A 20001-nucleotide genomic window follows, 5' to 3' on the forward strand; every position below is an offset into this window, starting at 1 on the left:
CCATGCGGGACGTCGCCGAGGTGTCCGGACTCTCCCTGCAGACGGTGTCGCGGGTCGCCAACGGCGAACCCAACGTCAACGACGCGACGCGCGAGCGCGTGCTCGACGTCATGCGCGAGCTCGGCTATCGCCCCAACCTCGCGGCGCGCGCGATGCGTCGCGGCTCGTTCAAGACGATCGGCATCGTCTACCAGGGGCTGCACGCGGTCGGCACCCGGCGCACGGTCGAGTCGGTCTCGGAGCACGCCGCCCACGCCGGCTACGCGACGACCCTCATGCCGATCGACGCGGCGACGCGGTTCAGCGCGAGCGGCGCGTTCACGCGCCTCGAGGAGATGGCCGTCGACGTCATGGTCGTCATCGTGACCTCGGCGGCCGAGCTCGACAGCCGGCTGCAGGTTCCGAGGGGCGTGCCGGTCATCGTGCTCGGCCCGCAGCTGTCGCCCGAGGTGTCGGCCATCACGGCCGATATCGAGGTCGGCGAGTCGGAGGCGCTGCGCTACGTGCTCGGGCTCGGCCACGAGACGGTGCACCACATCACGGGCGCGCTCGACTCGTTCTTCGCCCGTCGCCGCGAGGAGGTGTGGCGTGAGGTGCTCGCGGCCGAGGGGCGGCGCATTCCACCGCCCGTCGAGGCCGACTGGACGGCGCACTCCGGCTACCTCGCGATGAAGCGCCTGCTCGACGCGCCCGAGTGGGAGCGGCCGACCGCCGTATTCTGCGCGAACGACCAGAGCGCCCTCGGGGCGTACCGCGCCATCCGCGAGGCGGGCCTGCGCATCCCGGAGGACGTCTCGGTCATCGGCTTCGACGACATCGAGGAGGCGGTCGACTTCAGCCCGCCCCTCACGACGATCGCGCAGGACTGGGACCTGCTCGGTCAGGAGATGATGCGCGTCGCGCAGGAGATGCTCGCGGGCGCGCCCCCGCAGGAGCTCCTGCTGCCCACGCGCCTCGTCGTGCGGGACTCGGTCGCGCCCCCGCGCCGCTGACCCGCGCCGGGTAGCGTGGTGGCCGTGACCGACGACGCCCCGACCACCGCATCCGCTCGCCTCGACCCCGTCGCGGGGGACTGGCGCGGTGTCTCGCCGAAGTACGTCGTCGTGGACCTCGTCGGCAACCTCATCGCGGGCGCGCTCATGACCGCCGCCGCGTCGGCGACCCTCTGGCTGCTGCACTGGGGCGTGTGGGGCTGGGTGATCACGATCGCCGTCGGCGTCGTCGCGCTCGTGCTCATCGCGCTCACCCCGCGACGCGTGCGCGCCATCCGCTACCAGCTGCGCGAAGACGACCTCGTGTTCCGCCGCGGCCTCGCCTTCCAGCGCATCGTCGCCGTGCCGTTCGGACGGATGCAACTCGTCGACATCACGCGCGGCCCGCTCGCGCGCGCCCTCGGCCTCGCCGAGCTCAAGCTCGTGACGGCCGCGGCGGCGACCGGCGTCGTCGTGCCGGGACTCGCGATCGACGACGCGGAGGAGCTGCGCGACCGCCTCGTTGCGCTCGCCGAGACCCGCCGGGCCGGCCTGTGATGAAGCCCGCGGTCGACCTCGCCGACGGCGAGTGGCACCACCTGCACCCCGCGACGCCCTTCCTCAAGGGCGGCATCGCGCTCATCGCGATCCTCGGCATCGTCATCACGAACCTGCGCGAGCGTCTCATCGAGTGGTTCTTCCCGATGTTCGAGTGCCCGCCGGGGGTGTGCGAGGAGGACCCGATCTCGGTCGCGCTCAACCGCTACCTGATCTTCGTGCTGCTCGGCATCTTCGTGGTGCTGCTCGTGATCATCGGGCTGTTCTGGGTGTCGTGGCGCATGAACACGCTCCGCGTGACCGACGAGGTCGTCGAGATCCGTCAGGGCGTCGTCTTCCGCTCGCACCGCAAGGCGCGTCTCGACCGCATCCAGGGCATCAACATCCAGCGCTCGCTCTTCGCCCGCATCTTCGGGGCGGCGAAGCTCGAGATCAGCGGCGCGGGCGCTGAGTCGAACATGCAGCTCGCCTACCTCTCGGGTGCCAACGCGGATGCGCTGCGCGCCGAGCTGCTGCGTCGGGCCTCCGGTCTGCGGGCGCGTGAAGCGGCGGACGCGGTCGCGCGCGCGGAGGCGGATGCCGCATCCGAGCCCGGCGACGCGGCGCGCGTGAGCCTCGCGGAGGTCGCGCGCCAGCGGCTCGCCGAGTTCTCGGCGCCCGAGCTCGATCCTTCGCTCGCCCCGCCGCAGTCGGTCGTGACGATGAGCGCGGGGCGCCTCGTCGGCTCGACGCTGCTCAACGCCGGCACGTGGATCTTCCTGCTCGCGATCGTGGGTGTCGTGCTCGCGATGTCGCTCACCGACGCGGGCGGGTTCGTGTTCTTCGGCCTCATCCCGATGGTCTTCGGTTTCGGCTCCTATGTCGTGAACCGCGTCGTGAAGTCGCTGCGGTACTCGATCGCCGCGACGCCCGACGGCGTGCGCGTCGGGTTCGGCCTGCTCTCGACGAGCAACGAGACGATCCCGCCGGGCCGCATCCACGCCGTCGAGATCAGCCAAGATCTGCTGTGGCGCCCCTTCGACTGGTGGACGGTGCGCGTCAACCTCGCCTCCCGCTCGCTCTCGTCGAGTGCCAACGCGCAGCTGACGACGACGATCCTGCCCGTCGGCTCGCGCGCCGAGGTGTTCAAGGTGCTCGAGCTCGTGCTGCCGAGCCTCATGAGCGACGAGACGCGCGCGCTCGTCGAGGGCGGCCTGCTGCCCGCGCGCCCCGAGGACGGCTTCACGACCTCGCCGCGCCGCGGGGCCGTGCTGCGCTGGTTCTCGTGGCGCCGCAACGGCTTCCTGCTGCACCCGGATGCCGTGGTGCTGCGCCGGGGCGCGCTCTGGCGCTCGCTCGCGGTCGTGCCGACCGCCCGCACGCAGAGCGTCGCCGTGAGCCAGGGTCCGCTCGAGCGGGCGCTGCGCCTCGCGAAGGTGCGCCTGCACACCGTGCAGGGGCCCGTCACGCCGTCGCTCGGCGCGCTCGACGTGCGCGACGCATCCGCCCTCTTCCGCGACACGGCGACCGCGAGCGTCGCCGCGATCAGGGCCGACCGCACCCACCGCTGGGGGTCGGCGTGACCGAGCGGGCGGGCCGCCTCGGCATCGGGGTGATCGGCGGTGGCCACGTCGGTCCTGTGCTCGGTGCCGCGCTCGGCGGTGCGGGTCACGCGATCGTCGGGGTCGCGACGGTCTCCGACGAGGGGCGCGAGCGCGTCGAGGCGCTCCTGCCGGGTGTCCCCGTGCTCACGGTGCCCGAGCTCGTCGAGCGCAGCGAGCTCGTGCTCATCGCCGTGCCCGACGCCGAGCTGCCCGACCTCGTCGCGGGGCTCGCGGCGGTCGGCGCATGGCAGCCGGGTCAGCTCGTCGTGCACACGGCGCCCGGCCACGGGGTGGCGGTGCTGCAGCCCGCCCTCGCCGCGGGCGCCATCCCGCTCGCCATCCACCCCGCCATGGTCTTCACGGGCACGAGCATCGACCTCGTGCGCCTTCAGGCCACGTGGTGCGCCGTGACGGCGCCCACGCCCGTGCTGCCGATCGCCCAGGCGCTCGTCGTCGAGCTCGGCGCCGAGCCCGTCGTCGTGTCCGAGGCGCAGCGCGCCCGGTACGGCGAGGTCGTCGCCGCCGCGCGCGGCTTCGCGACGGATGCCGTGGCCGGCTTCGTGAGCGAGCTGCGGGAGGCGGGCGTCGAGCAGCCCACCCGCCTGCTGGGCCCCCTCATCCGCTCGGCCGTGGAGACCGCGCTCGCGGACTAGCCTTGACAGGGTGAGCCAGCCCCAGGTCGTGACCGAGATCGACGAGCTCCGTGCTCGCCTGGCGGGCAAGCAGGTCGCCCTCGTGCCCACGATGGGCGCGCTGCACGACGGCCACCTCGCCCTCGTCGACCGCGCCGCCGAGCTCGCCGACACGGTCGTCGTCTCGATCTTCGTGAACCCCCTGCAGTTCGGGCCCTCCGAGGACCTCGAGAAGTACCCACGCGACCTCGAGGGCGACCTCGCGACGCTCGAGGGCCACGGCGTCGCCTACGTCTTCGCGCCGACGCCCGCCGAGATGTACCCCGACGGCAAGCCGCAGACGACCCTGCGCGGTGGCGGCGTCGCCGAGATCCTCGAGGGTCGAAGCCGTCCCGGCCACTTCGACGGGATGCTCACGGTCGTCGCGAAGCTCTTCGGCATCGTGCGGCCCCACGTCGCCGTCTTCGGCCAGAAGGACGCGCAGCAGCTCTTCCTCGTGCAGCGCATGGTGCGCGACCTCGACATGCTCGTGCGCATCGAGCCCGTCGACACGGTGCGCGAACCCGACGGCCTCGCCATCTCGAGCCGCAACCGCTACCTCTCCCCCGAGGAGCGCGCCGCCGCCCCCGCGCTCCACCGCGCGCTCGAGGCTGCCGCATCCGCGGGCGACCGGGGGATCGACGCCGTGCTCGCGGCCGCGCAGTCGGTGCTCATGGGGGAGGAGCTCGTGACCGTCGACTACCTTAAGGTGGTCGACCCGCGCACCTTCCAGCCGGTGCCCGACGACTACCGGGGCCCCGCCCGCGCGCTCATCGCCGCGCAGGTCGGATCCACGCGCCTCATCGACAACGACGCCCTCTACCTGAACTGAGCACCCCCGTGACCGAGCAGCCTGCGACGCCAGCGACCGCATCCGAGACCCCCGCCGCCGAGCTCACGCACGAGGAGATCGCGGAGCAGAAGGCCGTGCGGCTCGCGAAGCGCGAGCGCCTCATCGCCGAGGGCGACGGCGCCTACCCCGTGACGCTGCCCATCACGGCGACGATCCCCGAGGTGCGCGAGCGCTTCGGCGGGCTCGAGCCGGATGCCGCCACGGGTGTCGAGGTCGGCGTCGCCGGCCGCGTCGTGCACCTGCGCAACACGGGCAAGCTGTGCTTCGCGGCCCTGCAGTCGGGCGACGGCACGCGCATCCAGGCGATGGTGTCGCTCGCCGAGGTGGGCGAGGAGTCGCTGCAGCGCTGGAAGGAGCTCGTCGACCTCGGCGACCACGTGTTCGTGCGCGGCGAGGTGATCTCGTCGCGCCGGGGCGAGCTCAGCATCCTCGTGAAGGAGTGGCGCATCGCGGCGAAGGCGATCCTGCCGCTGCCGAACCTGCACAGCGAACTCTCCGAGGAGACGCGCGTGCGCCAGCGCTACCTCGACCTCATCGTGCGCGAGCAGGCCCGCAAAACGGTCGTCGCGCGCGCCAAGGCCGTCGCGTCGCTGCGCGCGACCTTCGCCTCGCACGACTTCCTCGAGGTCGAGACCCCGATGCTGCAGACGATGCACGGCGGCGCTGCGGCTCGCCCGTTCGTCACGCACTCGAACGCCTTCGACACCGAGCTCTTCCTGCGCATAGCGCCCGAGCTCTTCCTCAAGCGCGCGGCGGTCGGCGGCATCGACCGCGTCTTCGAGATCAACCGCAACTTCCGCAACGAGGGCGCCGACTCGACCCACAGCCCTGAGTTCGCGATGCTCGAGGCGTACCAGGCGTACGGCGACTACAACACGATCGCCGACCTCACGCAGGAGCTCATCCAGAACGCCGCGCTCGCGGTGTCGGGCTCGCACGTCGTGACGTGGGCCGACGGCACCGAGTTCGACCTCGGCGGCGAGTGGGCGCGCATCTCGATGTACGACTCGCTCTCGGATGCGGCGGGCGTCGCGATCACGCCGGAGACGCCCCTCGAGGAGCTCGCCGCGCTCGCCGAGCGCGAGGGCGTCGAGGTGAAGCTGCCGACGCACGGCAAGTACGTCGAGGAGCTGTGGGAGCACTTCGTGAAGGGCGAGCTCGAGCGCCCCACCTTCGTCATGGACTTCCCCGTCGACACCTCGCCGCTCGTGCGCGACCACCGTTCGATCGCCGGCGTCGTCGAGAAGTGGGACCTCTACGTGCGCGGCTTCGAGCTCGCGACCGGCTACTCCGAGCTCGTGGATCCCGTCATCCAGCGGGAGCGCTTCGTCGAGCAGGCGAAGCTCGCGGCGCGCGGCGACGACGAGGCCATGCGCCTCGACGAGGAGTTCCTGCGCGCCATGGAGCACGGGATGCCACCCATGGGCGGCATGGGCATGGGCATCGACCGCCTGCTCATGGCGATCACGGGCCTCGGCATCCGCGAGACGATCCTCTTCCCGCTCGTCAAGTAGGCCGGCAGCGACCGCCCGCGACCGCCCCCGACCACTCGGACGGGGGGAGGCGGTGCAGGCGAGCGATTGTTAGCTTGAGCTGATGGGCTCGTCCCCGGAGCCCGACGCGCACGGCTGCGCCCGCGCGCTCTCCCGAGAAGGTCACCGAATGCGCCTGCCCGTCCTCGCCCACCGCACCTCCGCGGCGATCGCCGCCCTGGCCGTCGTCGCCGGCTCGGTGCTCGTCGCCGCTCCCGCGGCCGCGGCCGAACCCGCCGTCATCACCATCACGAGCCCGGCCGACGGTGTCGTGCTCGAGCCCGTCGGGGGAGTGCTCGTGAGAATCCAGGTGAGCGACCCGACCGCGCAGTACACGGTGGAGTTCGACGGCCAGGGCCCGGTGGACTTCTCGAACTGGGTGGACGACGCCGGCCGACTCTGGTTCTCCAAGTCGCTCGCGAACGGCTGGCACACGATGGTGGTCGAGGGTGGCGGCGGCCGAGCCACCACGACCTTCCTGCTCGACGACATCCCTCCCGCGGTGGAGATCTCGCGCCCGGCGGCCGGCGAGGTCGTCGGCGCCACGCTGCTGCTCGACTACTCGGTCGGCGACGGCCTCACCACGTGGATGTCGATCGACGGCGCCCCCGAGCAGGCTGTGGGCGCGCCGCCGCACACCATCGACGTGAGCGGCATGTCGGAAGGCGCCCACACCGTCACGGTGCGCTCGGTCGACGGTTTCGGAAACTCGGGCTCGGCGACGCGCACCTTCGTCGTCGACCGCACTCCGCCACAGCTCACGGTGCTCACGCCGGCGGCCGACGCGTGGGTGTCGGCGTACTACGGAGTGCCCATCCGGGTGTCGTCCGATGAGCCGCTAGGCAACGAGTGGCGGGTGAGCGTCGATGGATCGGTCGTGCGCGGATGGACGGCCGGCGGACAGGAGCTGTCGTACACCTATGTGCCGCCCGGTTGGTCTCACGGGTCGAGCCACACGATCGCGGTTGAGTCGCGTGATCCGCGGGGCCTCGTCGGACAGACGCAGCTCACGGTGCTCGCCGACGCCACCTTCCCGAACGTCGGCTTCGAGCGGCCGGCGGGAACGCTTGTCCCCGGCAGCGTGCTTCGGGGAAGCGCGTCCGATGTCTCGGGGATCGCCTCGGTGGAGTTCATCTTCCTGGAGACCGCCGGTGGCGAGTGCACCCTGACCGAGCTGTACAGGGCCCCCGCCACGGTCGACGGCACGCAGTGGGAGCTCGTGCTGCCGAACGAGGTCGTGAGCGGCGAGTACTGCATCGGCGCCGCCGTGGTGGACGGCGCCGGCAACAGCGTGCGCGCGTACGGCTACGCCTACACCGTGACGGTGGATGCGACGGGTCCCGACGCTCCCACCGGCCTCGCGCCCACGGGGACGCTCTGGACGGCACCGAAGGAGCTCTCCTGGAGCGCCGTGGCGGATGCCGCGCGCTACGAGTACCGCCTCGCCGCGGACGCCGACGGCCTCGACACCGCGCCCGTCTTCTCGGTGACCGCGACATCCGCCGCCCCCGGGCTCGACCTCTCGAGCCCGTTCGTGTGGCAGGTGCGCGGCGTCGACGAGTACGGCAACGCGGGCGACTGGACGGATGCGCAGAGCGTCTCGGTGCTGCCGCTGCCGGTGATCGACGGGGCGTGCGAGGGGCTGTGCGGACTCGTCGGCCACGAGTTCGAGCTCGAGTGGAGCGCCGTCCCGGGCGCCGTCGGCTACCACGTGGCGCTCGGCTGGGGTGGCCCCGACCACGACGAGCACGTCGAGGTGTTCGAGCTCGGCGCCGACACCGACGCCACGATCGTCGTGCCCGCCGACGTGCCGCGCGAGGCGATCAGCCTGCGCGTGCGCGCCGTGCTCGACGAGCCGCTGCAGGGGGCGGCCGCCGGCCCGTGGAGCCAGCCGCTCACCTACCTGCACATCGGCGATCCCGCGAAGCCCAGGCTGCTCGGGCCGGTCGCGGGCACGCGCGTGGACGGCGACGCGGTCGAGCTCAGCTGGAACGACGACCCCACGGTGATGCTGTGGGAGCTGCGGATCTCGCGCGTGCCGCTCACCGACGAGGACGGCGGCCTCCGGGTCGACCCGCAGCCGCTGCTCGACCCGATGATCCTCCTGCTCATCGCGACCGAGTTCGGGGGGGAGGTGCCGAGCGGGCTCGACTTCGCGGAGATCGACGCGCTCCTCGGCTGCCGTGCTCTCGAGGAGCTCGCGGGCGCCGGCTCGGAGGGCATCGTGCTGCCCTTCCCGTGCGCCGACGGCTCGTACACGCTGCCGGATGCGCTCGCCGACGGCGACTACTACTGGCAGGTGCGCGGGTACGGCATCACGATCACGGCCGGGGCCGGCGTCCTGGAGACCGCGGGGCCGTGGTCGGATGTCGGCCACTTCGAGGTCGGCGACGATGCTCCCCTCGCGCCGGGCGAGGGCGGCTCGGGCACGCTGCCCGCCGCCCCCACGGCGCCCGGCTCGCCCACGGTGCAGCAGCCCGTGATCGACGAGGGGTTCGCTCCCGGCGACGACGGGACCGACGATGCGGATGACGCATCCGGGGACGACGGTGCGGCGGGCGGCGCGGCGGGCGGCTCCGCCGAGGGCTCAGGTGAGCCGGGCGACGCCGACGAGCCGATCGTGAGGTCCGAGGAGGCGTTCCCGTTCGTGTGGCTCATCGTCGGGCTCGCGGTGCTCGTGGCGCTCGCCGGCGCCGTGGTGTTCATCCGCTTCGTCGCCGTGCGGAGGGGCTGACCCGGGAGGCGTCCAGGCGGTCGGGGTAGTCTCGCTGCATGCCCGACCGTGTGCCCGGCGAGGAGCCGCCGAAGATCACCACCAACCGCATCATCCTGTGGGTCGTGGTGGCGGGCGTGGGTCTGTACCTCATCGGCACGGGCATCGCGGGCATCATCGCGAAGGCCGGCTGATGGATCGGCGCACCTCGCGGCTCGTCATGTACGGCGGGCTCGTGCTCATCGTCGCGATCGTCGTGCTCGTCGTCGTTTTCAGCCCGCGCTGAGCCCCGGATCGTTAGGCTTCTGGCATGCCCACCGACTTCTGGGGAAACGCGATCTTCTCCGTCGTCCCCACGATCGCGCTGGGGCTCGTGTTCTGGTTCATCATGCGCGCGATCATCCGCGGCGACCGCGTCGAGCGGGCCGAGTACGCGCGCATGGAGGCGGAGGAGCGGGCTCGCCGCGCCGCCGCGAAGGACGCCAACCCCGCTGGTTGAGTAGCCGCGCGACGCGCCCACCGCAGGTTGAGCAGCCGCGCGACGCGCCCACCGCTGGTTGAGTAGCCGCGCAGCGGCGTATCGAAACCAGCCCCCCGCTCTACCCCTGCTCCCGCGCCCGCAACCGCACGTTCGGCAGCTCCGGCGCCGGAAGCGGCGCCCCTTCGTACCCGTCGACGTGACCGAAGCGCCCGCGGCGGTCGGCATCCGCGATCACCTCGTGCTGCCACTGCTCGCGCGCCGCGACGATCTCGTCATGGCTGCGGCCGACGAAGTTCCACCACATGACGATGGGCTCGTCGAGCGGCGTGCCGCCGATGAGCAGCACGCGCAGCGCACCCACGGGCGCCTCGATGCGCAGCGCGTCCGCCCCCACCGGCACGACGCCGAGGTGGTGCGCGGGCACATCGACGCCCTGCAGCCGCGCGGGCACGTGGTCGACGACGAGCCCGTACTCGAACACGGCATCCGCGGGCAGCTCGACGGATGCGCCCTCCGGCAGCGTGAGCTCGGCCGCGACGAGCGGCGTGTAGGCCGTGACGGGCGAGGTGACGCCGAGCCACGACCCGACGAACACGCGCAGCGTCGCCTCGCCGACGGTCGCGACGTCGGCGACGTGGTGCTCGAAGAACGGCGCGACGCCGCGGGCGGCATCCGGAAGCGCCGTCCACAGCTGCACGCCGTGCAGGTTCGCGGCCGCGGTCGTCGACACCTCCGAGTGCTGGATGCCGCGCCCCGCCGTCATGAGGTTGACGGCGCCGGGGTCGATGAGCTGGTGGGCGCCCGTCGAGTCGCGGTGCTCGATCTGCCCCTCGTAGAGCCAGCTCACCGTCTGCAGCCCGGTGTGCGGATGCGGCGGCGTGTCCATGACGCCGTGGCGCGGCGCGGGGGTGGGGCCGTAGGAATCGACGAAGCACCACGCGCCGACGAGCGAGCGCTTCCGCTGGGGGAGCGTGCGGCGCACGAGCAGGGCGCGGGGTCCGCCGAGCGGCACCTCGCGGGGCGCGAGCAGCTCGACGGCGGGTGCCACCGCATCCGGCTCCGGCTCCGCCTCGAGCACCGATACGAGCTCCTGGGGGTCGCGCTCGAGGTTGCTCATGCCCCGGATGCTACGCCCGCGGCCGTGCTCGCGCTCGCCCGTGCTCGCCCGTGCCCGCGCCCGTGCCCGCGCCCGTGCCCGCCCGTAGTGGGGGTCGAGCGGCGGGGTGAGCATTCCTAGGCTGGCGGGGTGCTCCGCCGCATCGCCGCATCCGTCCTCGCCGTCGCGCTCGTCGCGGGCCTCGCGGGCTGCTCCTTCCTCGAGAACCTCTCGGAGGGGCAGCGCATCACCAACGAGCGGCTCCGGGTCGCGGATGCGTTGCGCATCCTCGTGGGGCAGCTCGAGTCGCTCGACGCGGTCGACCGCGCGAGCTACCACTTCGACGCGATCGACGTGACGAGCACCCCCGGCGTCGCGGTCGAGCTGACCTCGGTCGACGCCGGCGGATGGCGCGAGGCGGTGCGGCTCATCGAGGAGGCCGCGGGAGATGAGCCGCTGAGCGAGCATTCGCTCGCCGCCGCCCTCAGCTCGGGGGCGGTCACCGCCCAGTTCGACACCGAGTGGGGCTCGGCGTGGCTCCACGACGACTCGATCGGCACAGCTGCGCGGCTCGTCGAGCTCTTCCCCGAGGCGCGCATCGCGGTCGGGGGCGGCGGGGAGTCGACGGCGTTCATCTCCCTCAGCGCGACCGAGACGGCTGAGGAGCTGCTCGCCCGGGTCACCGGCGACGAGGCGGTGCTCGACCTCGTGGGCGGTCTCGATCCCGCCCGCGTCGCGGTGGAGTTCCGGGCGGCGGGGCTGAGCCTCTCGGGTTCGCTCGCGTCGCCCGAGGCGGCCGCGTGGGCCACCGGAATCCTCTCGAGGGAGCTGCCTCGTCACCCCGCGGGGTCGGACGGAACGCCCGTCGACGAGTGGGTGCTCGTGACGATCGGTGCAGGCATCGAGGGCTCCGGGCTCGGCACGACGCTCGGCATCGAGCTCGTCGGTGCGACGGAGCTCGCGACCGGTCCCGCGTGGGAACAGCTGCTCGAGGTGCTCGCGACCCCCGTGCCCGAGTTCGACGGGCCCGGGATCTGCGTGCCGCTCCAGATCATGTACGCGTGGCCCGGGGTGCAGGGCAACTGGCCGTCGTTCACGAACGAGTGCGTCGAATGGGAGAACACGTCGGGCGACCCCGACCGCCCATCGCTCGTCGCCCTGCGCGAGGCGCTCGCGGCATCCGGGATCGACCTCGACGCGCTCGGCTACACCCTCTCGTAACCCGCGCTGACCGGTCGCTTTCTCGCCCTATCCGTCCCGTTTAGCCGCAATTGCCGACCACTCAGCGCCGGTAGGCTGGGTTCAAGATGGAATTCGTCGTGCTGCTCATCGCCCTCATGTTCGGCACGGTGCTGCTCGCGGGCATCGGGGAGCGCATCCGACTCCCCTACCCCGTGCTCGTGCTCATCGCCGCCGCTGCCGCGGCGTGGCTGCCGTTCATGCCCGAGCTGCACATCGAACCCGAGCTGATCCTGCCGCTCTTCCTGCCGCCGCTGCTGTTCGCCGTCGCGCAGCGCAGCTCGTGGGGCGTGTTCCGCCTGCGCTGGAAGACCCTCGTGCTCATGGCGGTGCTGCTCGTCGCGCTGACAGCCGTCGCCGTCGCCGGCGTCGCCTGGTACCTCATGCCCGTGCTGTCGTTCCCCGCCGCGATCGCGCTCGGCGCCATCGTCGCGCCGCCCGACCCCGTCGCGGTCGAAGCCGTCGCAGGCAAGGTGCGGATGCCGCGCCGCCTCATGACGATGCTCCAGACCGAGGGCCTCTTCAACGACGCGATGGCCATCGTCATCTTCCAGACCGCCGTCTCCGCCGCCCTCTCCGGCAGCGAGGTCGGCTGGGGGCTCGTACCGGCGTTCCTCGCGGGGGCGGCGGGAGCCGTCATCCTGGGCTTCCTCATGGCGTGGATCGTCGGCGCCATCAACCACATCGTGCCCAACCGCACGGCGCGAACCGCCATCACCCTCGTTGCGCCTTACGCGGTCTACATGCTCGCCGAGCAGGTGCACTTCTCGGGAGTCGTCGCGGTCGTCGTGACCGCCGTCGAGCTCGTGCGTCGCGACCGCCCGCAGGACTCGCAGGAGCGCCTCACGCGCGCCTCGTTCTGGGAGGTCGTCGAGATGCTCACGACGGGCGTCGCGTTCGGCCTCGTCGGCATCGAGATGCGCTACGTCGTCGAGGACGAGGGCGCCAACCTGCTCGCGTGGATCCCCGCGATCCTCGTCATCTGCGCCGTCGTCGTCATCGTGCGTCTGCTCTGGGTCGGCCTCGTGCTCGGCGGCGGTCGCCGCGTCGAGGGGCTCGAGACCAACCGCCGCTCCTCGATGGGTTCGCGCATCAAAGACATCGTGCTCGTCACGTGGTGCGGGATGCGTGGGCTCGCGACCCTCGCGCTCGCGCTCGCCCTCCCGACGACCATCCCCGGTCGCAACTTCATGGTCGCGACGGCGTGCGCGGTGCTCTTCGTGACCCTCGTCATCCCGGGCCTCACCCTCCCGGCGCTCATGCGCATCCTGAAGCCCGAGGACGACCACGCGCTCGTCGAGCGGGAGGAGCGCCAGATCGCCCTCCGCGCCGAGCGCGCCGCGGCGACCGCGATCCAGTCGTCGGCGCACCTCGCGGACCTCGACGCAGAGCTCGTCGAGCGCGCCCGCGCCCGAATCAGCGGGCTGCACTCGGTGCTCGAGCACGACGACGACGTCGTCGACAACGAGCAGGAGGCGCACCAGCGCGCCCAGGTGCACGCCGTCGAGGCGATGATGCGCGAGGCGCTCGCGGCTGCTCGCCGCGAGGTGCTCAGCATGCGAGGCGAGCCGGGCGTCGACCCCGAGGCCGTCAACGCGGTGCTGCGCCGTCTCGACCTCCGCACCGTCTCGCTCGACGGGCAGCAGCACTGAGGCCGCTCTGCCGCTGGTTGAGTAGCCGCGCGGCGCTACCCCCGCTGGTTGAGTAGCCGCGCAGCGCTACCCCCGCTGGTTGAGTAGCCGCGAAGCGGCGTATCGAAACCCGACCGACCTCAGACGTTCGCCCGGTTTCGATACGCGCCGCTGCGCGGCGCTACTCAACCAGCGGTGAGGAGGCGGCCGCTGCGCGGCGCTACTCAACCAGCGGTATCGGTCCGCACCACCAGCAGATCCCCCGGCTGGCACTCGAGTGCGTCGCAGATCGCGGTGAGCGTCGAGAAGCGGATGGCGCGCGCCCGGTCGTTCTTGAGCACGGAGAGGTTCACGAGGCTCACCCCCACGAGCTCCGAGAGTCGCGTCAGAGTCATCCCCCGCTCCTCGAGCAGCTCGTCGAGGCGGCAGTGGATGCGGCCGTCGTCGTCGGGTTCCGCGGGCGCCATCAGACGAGCCCCTCGGCGTCCCGCTGCAGGCGCTGACCGGTGCGGATCACGTAGGCGGCGGCGAGCACGACGAAGCCGAACGCCCACGGGCCGAGGTTCAGCTCGAACCCCGGGATGTACGGCTCGCCCAGGTCGCCGCCGGCCATCATCCGTCCGAGCCCGTCGATGCCTGCCGAGACGATGCCGCCGAGCGACATGACGAGGCCCGCGGTGAGCACGACGGGGTAGAGCACGCGGTGGAAGGGCGTGCCGCGGGCGGTCATCACGAGGAACACGACGACGGCCGCGCTGGTGACCGCCGCGACGACGAGCGAGAGGGCGGATGCCGTCACGAGCAGCGCGCGCGCCCCCTCGCCGATCGCGTCGGACGCGACGGTCGCGCCCGTGATGTCGCCCACGTTGTCGGGCAGCGGTGCGAAGGCGATGAGATCGACGGGGCCGTTCCCGGCGGCGAGGGCGATCGTGCGCCAGACGCCGTCGGCGACGGCGATGAGGCCGAGCAGCGCGGCGAGGGCGGCGATCACGGCGAATGCGATGCGATCGGCGAGGCTGAGCCTCGGGGTGACGGGTGCGGTGGTCATGGCTACCTCCGTGGTGGGTTATCGAATGTCGTTAACATAACGATGATCGATAACCCCGTCAACCACGTCCGCGAGAGTACGTGCTTTTCGAGCGGATCGGGCCCTTGCGGGCGAAAAGTACGTACTTTCGCGGACGAAGGCGGGTGGGGTCGCGCGGCGGGGAAGGTGCGGATGCGCCCACGGCGAACAGGGGCATGCGGGGCGCCGACCCCTCGTTACCCTCGATGTATCGCGGGACCGAACGGTCCTGCGTCGAGGAGTTGAGAATGTTCGAGCGCTTTACCGACCGAGCCCGTCGGGTGGTCGTCCTCGCCCAGGAAGAGGCGAAGATGCTCAACCACAACTACATCGGCACCGAGCACATCCTGCTCGGGCTCATCCACGAGGGTGAGGGCGTCGCCGCCAAGGCGCTCGAGTCGCTCGGCATCTCGCTCGACGCGGTGCGCGAGCAGGTGCAGGACATCATCGGGCAGGGGCAGCAGCAGCCGACCGGGCACATCCCGTTCACCCCGCGCGCCAAGAAGGTGCTCGAGCTGAGCCTGCGCGAGGCCCTCCAGCTCGGTCACAGCTACATCGGCACCGAGCACATCCTGCTCGGCCTCATCCGCGAGGGCGAGGGCGTCGCCGCCCAGGTGCTCGTGAAGCTCGGCGCCGACCTCAACCGCGTGCGCCAGCAGGTCATCCAGCTGCTCAGCGGATACCAGGGCAAGGAGCAGGTCGCCGTCGGCGGCAACGAGCAGGTCGCCAACGACAAGGGCAGCCAGATCCTCGACCAGTTCGGCCGCAACCTCACGCAGGCCGCGCGCGAGGGCAAGCTCGACCCCGTCATCGGGCGCGAGAAGGAGATGGAGCGCGTCATGCAGATCCTCTCCCGCCGCTCCAAGAACAACCCCGTGCTGATCGGCGAGCCCGGCGTCGGCAAGACCGCCGTCGTCGAGGGCCTCGCGCAGGCGATCGTGCGCGGCGACGTGCCCGAGACGCTGCGCGACAAGCAGCTCTACACGCTCGACCTCGGCTCGCTCATCGCCGGCTCCCGCTACCGCGGTGACTTCGAGGAGCGCCTCAAGAAGGTCACCAAGGAGATCCGCACGCGAGGCGACATCATCACCTTCATCGACGAGATCCACACGCTCGTCGGCGCGGGTGCCGCCGAGGGCGCGATCGACGCGGCCAACATCCTGAAGCCGCTGCTCGCCCGCGGCGAGCTGCAGACGATCGGCGCGACGACGCTCGACGAGTACCGCAAGCACTTCGAGAAGGATGCCGCGCTCGAGCGCCGCTTCCAGCCCGTGCAGGTGGCCGAGCCGAGCCTCCCCATGACGATCAACATCCTCAAGGGGCTGCGCGACAAGTACGAGGCCTTCCACAAGGTGTCGATCACGGATGGCGCGATCGTCGCCGCCGCGAACCTCGCCGACCGCTACGTGCAGGACCGCTTCCTGCCCGACAAGGCGATCGACCTGATCGACGAGGCGGGCGCGCGTCTGCGCCTCAGCATCCTCTCGGCCCCGCCGGAGCTGCGCGAGTTCGACGAGCGGATCGCGGCGGTGCGCGCCGAGAAGGAGTCGGCGATCGAGAACCAGGACTTCGAGCTCGCCGCCACCAAGCGCGACGAGGAGAAGCGCCTGCTCGGCGAGCGCCTGCGCCTCGAGAAGCAGTGGCGCTCGGGCGACGTGGCCGCATCCGGCACCGTCGACGAGGGCGTCATCGCCGAGGTGCTCGCGAACGCGACCGGCATCCCGGTGTTCAAGCTCACCGAGGAGGAGTCGGCGCGCCTCATCTTCATGGAGAAGGCGCTGCACGAGCGGGTCATCGGTCAGGAGGAGGCCATCTCGGTTCTCGCCAAGACCATCCGCCGCACGCGTGCCGGCCTCAAGGACCCGAAGCGCCCCTCGGGCTCGTTCATCTTCGCCGGCCCCACGGGCGTCGGCAAGACCGAGCTCGCGAAGGCGCTCGCGGAGTTCCTCTTCGACGACGAGGACGCGCTCATCTCGCTCGACATGTCGGAGTACGGCGAGAAGCACACCGTCTCGCGGCTGTTCGGTGCCCCTCCCGGCTTCGTCGGCTTCGAGGAGGGCGGCCAGCTCACCGAGAAGGTGCGTCGCAAGCCGTTCAGCGTCGTGCTCTTCGACGAGATCGAGAAGGCGCACCCCGACATCTTCAACTCGCTCCTGCAGATCCTCGAGGAGGGTCGTCTGACGGATGGTCAGGGTCGCGTCGTCGACTTCAAGAACACCGTCATCATCATGACGACCAACCTCGGCACGAAGGACATCACCGGCGGCCCCGTGGGCTTCACGCTCGAGGGCAACACCGAGAACTCCTACCGTGCGATGCGGGCGAAGGTCGTCGAGGAGCTGAAGAAGCACTTCAAGCCGGAGTTCCTGAACCGCGTGGACGAGACGATCGTCTTCCCGCAGCTCTCGCAGGACGAGCTGCGCCAGATCGTCGGCCTGTTCATCAAGCGGCTCTCGGAGCGCCTGCTCGACCGCGACATGACGATCGAGATCACGGAGGCCGCCAAGACCCGCCTGATCGAGATCGGCTGGGAGCCGACGCTCGGCGCCCGCCCGCTGCGCCGTGCGGTTCAGCACGAGATCGAGGACAAGCTGTCGGAGGAGATCCTGCACGGCCGCCTCGACGCGGGCGACCACGTGCACGTCGACTTCGTGGGCGGCGAGTTCGTGTTCACGACGAGCCGCCAGGCCGGCCGTGAGCTGCCCGCGGGCGTGGGGGCGGCATCCGCACTCGACGCGTTGGGCGAGGCGGAGGCCACTGCCTGATCGGGCGGTGAAGGTGTGACGGGGCGGGAGCTGTTGCTCCCGCCCCGTTCCCGTTTCCGCGCCCGCTCACGCGAGTTCTCCCGCCGCTCGTGCGGTTGCTCCCGCCGAAGGAACTCGGGGATGAGCATTGACCGCGGCGACTGGGACCGGTTACAGTCTCGGCAGACGTGACTGGGACCGGTCACAGTCCCGCGTGGTCAGAGGCGACCGCGCGCAGCAGAGTGGAAGGCACAGAGCAGTGCGCACACACGGCATCCGCATCCTCGGCGCGAGCGCAGCCGCGGTCATCGCGGCGGGAGCGCTCATCGCGATCCCGGCGGCCCACGCCGCAGACGGCCCGGTCGAGGCAGGCATCTTCGTCGAGCGCGTCGACGGGCTCTCCGACGACTTCATCAACGGCGTCGACGTGTCGAGCATCCTCGCCCAGGAGGCGAGCGGCGTGACGTACCACGACGCGCAGGGCTCAGAGGCCGACCTCTTCGACGTGCTCGAGGAATCCGGAGTCAACTACGTGCGCGTGCGCGTGTGGAACGACCCCTACGACGCCGACGGCAACGGCTACGGCGGCGGCACCGTCGACGTGCCGCGCGCCGTCGAGATCGGCCAGCGCGCGACCGCCCACGGCATGCGCGTGCTCGTCGACTTCCACTACTCCGACTTCTGGGCCGACCCCGCCAAGCAGCAGGCCCCCAAGGCGTGGCAGGGCCTCACGCCCGCCGAGAAGGCGGATGCGCTGGGCGCCTTCACGCGCGACGCGCTCGAGGCCTTCGCGGATGCCGGGGTCGCCGTCGGCATGGTGCAGATCGGCAACGAGACCAACAACCGCATCGCCGACGTCGTCGACTGGGACGACAAGGCCGCGCTCTTCCAGGCGGGCAGCGAGGCCGTGCGCGAGGTGTTCCCCGACGCGCTCGTGGCCCTGCACTTCACGAACCCCGAGACCGCGAACCGCTACACGGGCTATGCGGCCGCGCTCGCGGCACGCGGCGTCGACTACGACGTCTTCGCGAGCTCGTACTACGACTTCTGGCACGGCACGACCGACAACCTCACGTCGGTGCTCACGACGATCGCCGAGACCTACGACAAGAAGGTCATGGTGGCCGAGACCTCGTACGTGCACACCCTCGACGACGGCGACGGCTGGCAGAACTCGGTCAACGCGGGCAACTTCACCGGCAGCCGCCCGGCGACCGTGCAGGGGCAGGCGGATGTCATCCGCGACGTGATCGCGGCCGTCGCGGCGGTCGGCGACGCCGGTCTCGGCGTCTTCTACTGGGAGCCCGCGTGGACGCCCGTCGGCCCGCCGTCGCAGCTCGAGGCCAACAAGCTGCTGTGGGAGCGCGACGGCTCGGGCTGGGCCTCGAGCTTCGCGGGGGAGTACGACCCCGAGGATGCGGGCGAGTGGTACGGCGGCTCGTCATGGGACAACCAGGCGCTCTTCGGCTTCGACGGGCATCCGCTCGAGTCGCTGCGCGTGTTCGAGTACGTGCGCACGGGCGCCGTCACGGAGCGCGTCGAGACCTCGATCGAGGAGGTCGCCGTGACGGTCTACGACGGCACGCCCGTCGTGCTGCCGACGACCGTGATCGTCGAGTACAACGACCGCACGACCGAGAACCCCGCGGTGACGTGGAGCAGCGCGGTCGACTGGATCCGCGGGCCCGGCGTCTACGCGATCCCCGGTCGCCTCGCGACGGGGCAGCACGTGACAGCGATCGTGACGGTGCTCGAGACGAACTACGTGCAGAACCACGGCTTCGAGGACACGGCCTCCACCGCGTGGACGATCACCGGCACCGGTGCCGCGATCGAGGCGACCACCGACACCGACGAGGGCGCCCGCGCGCTCAAGTTCTGGGCCGCATCCGCGTACTCGTTCGAGGCCACGCAGACCGTCACGGGCGTGCCGGCCGGCGAGTACGTGCTGCAGGCCCGCACGCAGGGCGACGGCGAGGGCGCCGACGACGGCCGCTGGCTGTGGGCGTGGGGCGACGGCATCGACGCCTCCGCGACCATGCAGCTCGACGGCTGGCGCACCTTCCGCGTCGCGACGGCCGGCCCCTTCACGGTCGGCGAGGACGGCGTCGTCAACATCGGCGTGACGTTCGAGCTCACGGGCGGCGCATGGGGCACGGTCGACGACGTGCGGCTCGTCGCCTACAGCGCCGCCGCCGAGCGCGACACCGACGCCCTCGAGGCGCTGCTCGCCGAGGCGGATGCCGTGGTGCGCGGCGACTTCACCGCCGAGACCGTCGCGGCGCTCGACGACGCATCCGCCGCCGCGCGGGTCGTGCTCGCCGGAAGCGGCTGGCAGGACGACGTGGATGCCGTGGCCGAGCTGCTGCAGGATGCGCTCGACGGCCTCGAGCTCGTCGGCCCTGTGCCGAGCGAGGAGCCGAGCCCGGTGCCGAGCGAGCAGCCGAGCGAGCAGCCGAGCGCTGACCCGAGCGACCCGCCGACCGACGAGCCGACCGTCTCGCTGAGCGTCGGGACCGTGCGTCCCGGCGGTCGCGTGCATGTCGAGGTCACGGGCGTCGACGCGCCCGAGATCGAGATCGGCATCGCGAGCACCTACCGCGCCCTCGCGACCGTGCCCGTCGTGGGCGGGGCGGCATCCGCGACCGTCACGGTGCCGAGCGACATCGAGCCCGGCCTGCACCACATCCAGGTGCGCGTCGGCGGCGTCGTGGTCGCCGAGCAGGAGCTGCGCGTGCTCGCCCTCGGGGCGACGGGCGTCGCGGAGGACGCGGGCCGCTGGGTCGTGCTCGCGGGCGCCGCGCTGCTGCTCGGGGCCGGCATCCTGCTGATCGAGCGGAGGCGGCGGCGCACCGTAGGCTGA

At 71.7% G+C, this 20001-nt stretch carries 16 protein-coding genes; 13 read left to right on the forward strand and 3 right to left on the reverse strand.

The window, feature by feature from the left end:
* Positions 1-2 precede the first annotated feature (2 nt).
* The 9 genes from H4J02_RS00955 to H4J02_RS00990 all read left to right on the forward strand — a co-directional run bounded on the left by H4J02_RS00955 (position 3) and on the right by H4J02_RS00990 (position 9380).
* Positions 3-992, forward strand: coding sequence for a LacI family DNA-binding transcriptional regulator (locus H4J02_RS00955; RefSeq protein WP_187675279.1), 990 nt, complete (start codon positions 3-5; stop codon positions 990-992).
* Positions 993-1016: 24 nt separating this feature from the next.
* A complete protein-coding gene (locus tag H4J02_RS00960) occupies positions 1017-1529 on the forward strand; it encodes a PH domain-containing protein (protein ID WP_262406162.1) in 513 nt (170 codons plus the stop codon).
* Positions 1529-3091 (forward strand): PH domain-containing protein, encoded by a 1563-nt coding sequence (locus H4J02_RS00965; protein ID WP_187675280.1) that lies wholly within the window; start codon positions 1529-1531, stop codon positions 3089-3091. Before H4J02_RS00960 ends, H4J02_RS00965 begins: the two co-directional genes overlap by 1 nt.
* A complete protein-coding gene (locus tag H4J02_RS00970; RefSeq protein ID WP_187675281.1) occupies positions 3088-3765 on the forward strand; it encodes a DUF2520 domain-containing protein in 678 nt (225 codons plus the stop codon). Before H4J02_RS00965 ends, H4J02_RS00970 begins: the two co-directional genes overlap by 4 nt.
* 10 nt (positions 3766-3775) lie before the next feature.
* The gene (panC, locus tag H4J02_RS00975; protein WP_187675282.1) at positions 3776-4615 is read left to right on the forward strand and encodes a pantoate--beta-alanine ligase; all 840 of its coding nucleotides are present in this window, start codon (positions 3776-3778) and stop codon (positions 4613-4615) included.
* A gap of 8 nt (positions 4616-4623) precedes the next feature.
* Entirely contained in the window at positions 4624-6150 is a 1527-nt protein-coding gene (lysS, locus tag H4J02_RS00980) for a lysine--tRNA ligase (RefSeq protein WP_187675283.1), read from the forward strand.
* A 148-nt stretch (positions 6151-6298) separates the two neighbouring features.
* Positions 6299-8902, forward strand: coding sequence for a hypothetical protein (locus H4J02_RS00985; protein WP_187675284.1), 2604 nt, complete (start codon positions 6299-6301; stop codon positions 8900-8902).
* A gap of 38 nt (positions 8903-8940) precedes the next feature.
* Complete coding sequence (locus tag H4J02_RS13950; protein WP_262406163.1) at positions 8941-9075, forward strand: hypothetical protein; 135 nt, start codon at positions 8941-8943, stop codon at positions 9073-9075.
* A gap of 116 nt (positions 9076-9191) precedes the next feature.
* Positions 9192-9380 (forward strand): hypothetical protein, encoded by a 189-nt coding sequence (locus H4J02_RS00990; RefSeq protein ID WP_187675285.1) that lies wholly within the window; start codon positions 9192-9194, stop codon positions 9378-9380.
* Between the two features lie 100 nt (positions 9381-9480).
* On the opposite strand, the gene H4J02_RS00995 is transcribed toward H4J02_RS00990, so the two are convergent.
* Positions 9481-10479 carry a pirin family protein gene (locus H4J02_RS00995; RefSeq protein ID WP_187675286.1) on the reverse strand — a complete coding sequence of 333 codons (999 nt, stop codon included), beginning with the start codon at positions 10477-10479 and terminating at the stop codon, positions 9481-9483.
* Between the two features lie 129 nt (positions 10480-10608).
* Between H4J02_RS00995 and H4J02_RS01000 the strand changes: the two genes are divergently transcribed.
* Both H4J02_RS01000 and H4J02_RS01005 read left to right on the forward strand, forming a co-directional pair.
* Complete coding sequence (locus tag H4J02_RS01000; protein ID WP_187675287.1) at positions 10609-11679, forward strand: hypothetical protein; 1071 nt, start codon at positions 10609-10611, stop codon at positions 11677-11679.
* 86 nt (positions 11680-11765) lie between these two features.
* Positions 11766-13349, forward strand: coding sequence for a sodium:proton antiporter (locus H4J02_RS01005; RefSeq protein WP_187675288.1), 1584 nt, complete (start codon positions 11766-11768; stop codon positions 13347-13349).
* A gap of 203 nt (positions 13350-13552) precedes the next feature.
* On the opposite strand, the gene H4J02_RS01010 is transcribed toward H4J02_RS01005, so the two are convergent.
* Positions 13553-13795 (reverse strand): helix-turn-helix transcriptional regulator, encoded by a 243-nt coding sequence (locus H4J02_RS01010; protein ID WP_187675289.1) that lies wholly within the window; start codon positions 13793-13795, stop codon positions 13553-13555.
* Positions 13795-14376 carry a hypothetical protein gene (locus tag H4J02_RS01015; protein ID WP_187675290.1) on the reverse strand — a complete coding sequence of 194 codons (582 nt, stop codon included), beginning with the start codon at positions 14374-14376 and terminating at the stop codon, positions 13795-13797. Before H4J02_RS01015 ends, H4J02_RS01010 begins: the two co-directional genes overlap by 1 nt.
* 266 nt (positions 14377-14642) lie before the next feature.
* Here H4J02_RS01015 and H4J02_RS01020 point away from each other — a divergent pair, with 266 nt between their 5' ends.
* Together H4J02_RS01020 and H4J02_RS01025 are read left to right on the forward strand one after the other, a co-directional pair.
* Entirely contained in the window at positions 14643-17159 is a 2517-nt protein-coding gene (locus tag H4J02_RS01020) for an ATP-dependent Clp protease ATP-binding subunit (RefSeq protein ID WP_187675291.1), read from the forward strand.
* Between the two features lie 238 nt (positions 17160-17397).
* Positions 17398-20001: a glycosyl hydrolase 53 family protein gene (locus H4J02_RS01025; protein ID WP_262406164.1), complete on the forward strand. Its 2604-nt coding sequence runs from the start codon at positions 17398-17400 to the stop codon at positions 19999-20001.

The sequence above is a fragment of the Protaetiibacter sp. SSC-01 genome, from assembly GCF_014483895.1.
Classification (GTDB): Bacteria; Actinomycetota; Actinomycetes; order Actinomycetales; family Microbacteriaceae; genus Homoserinibacter.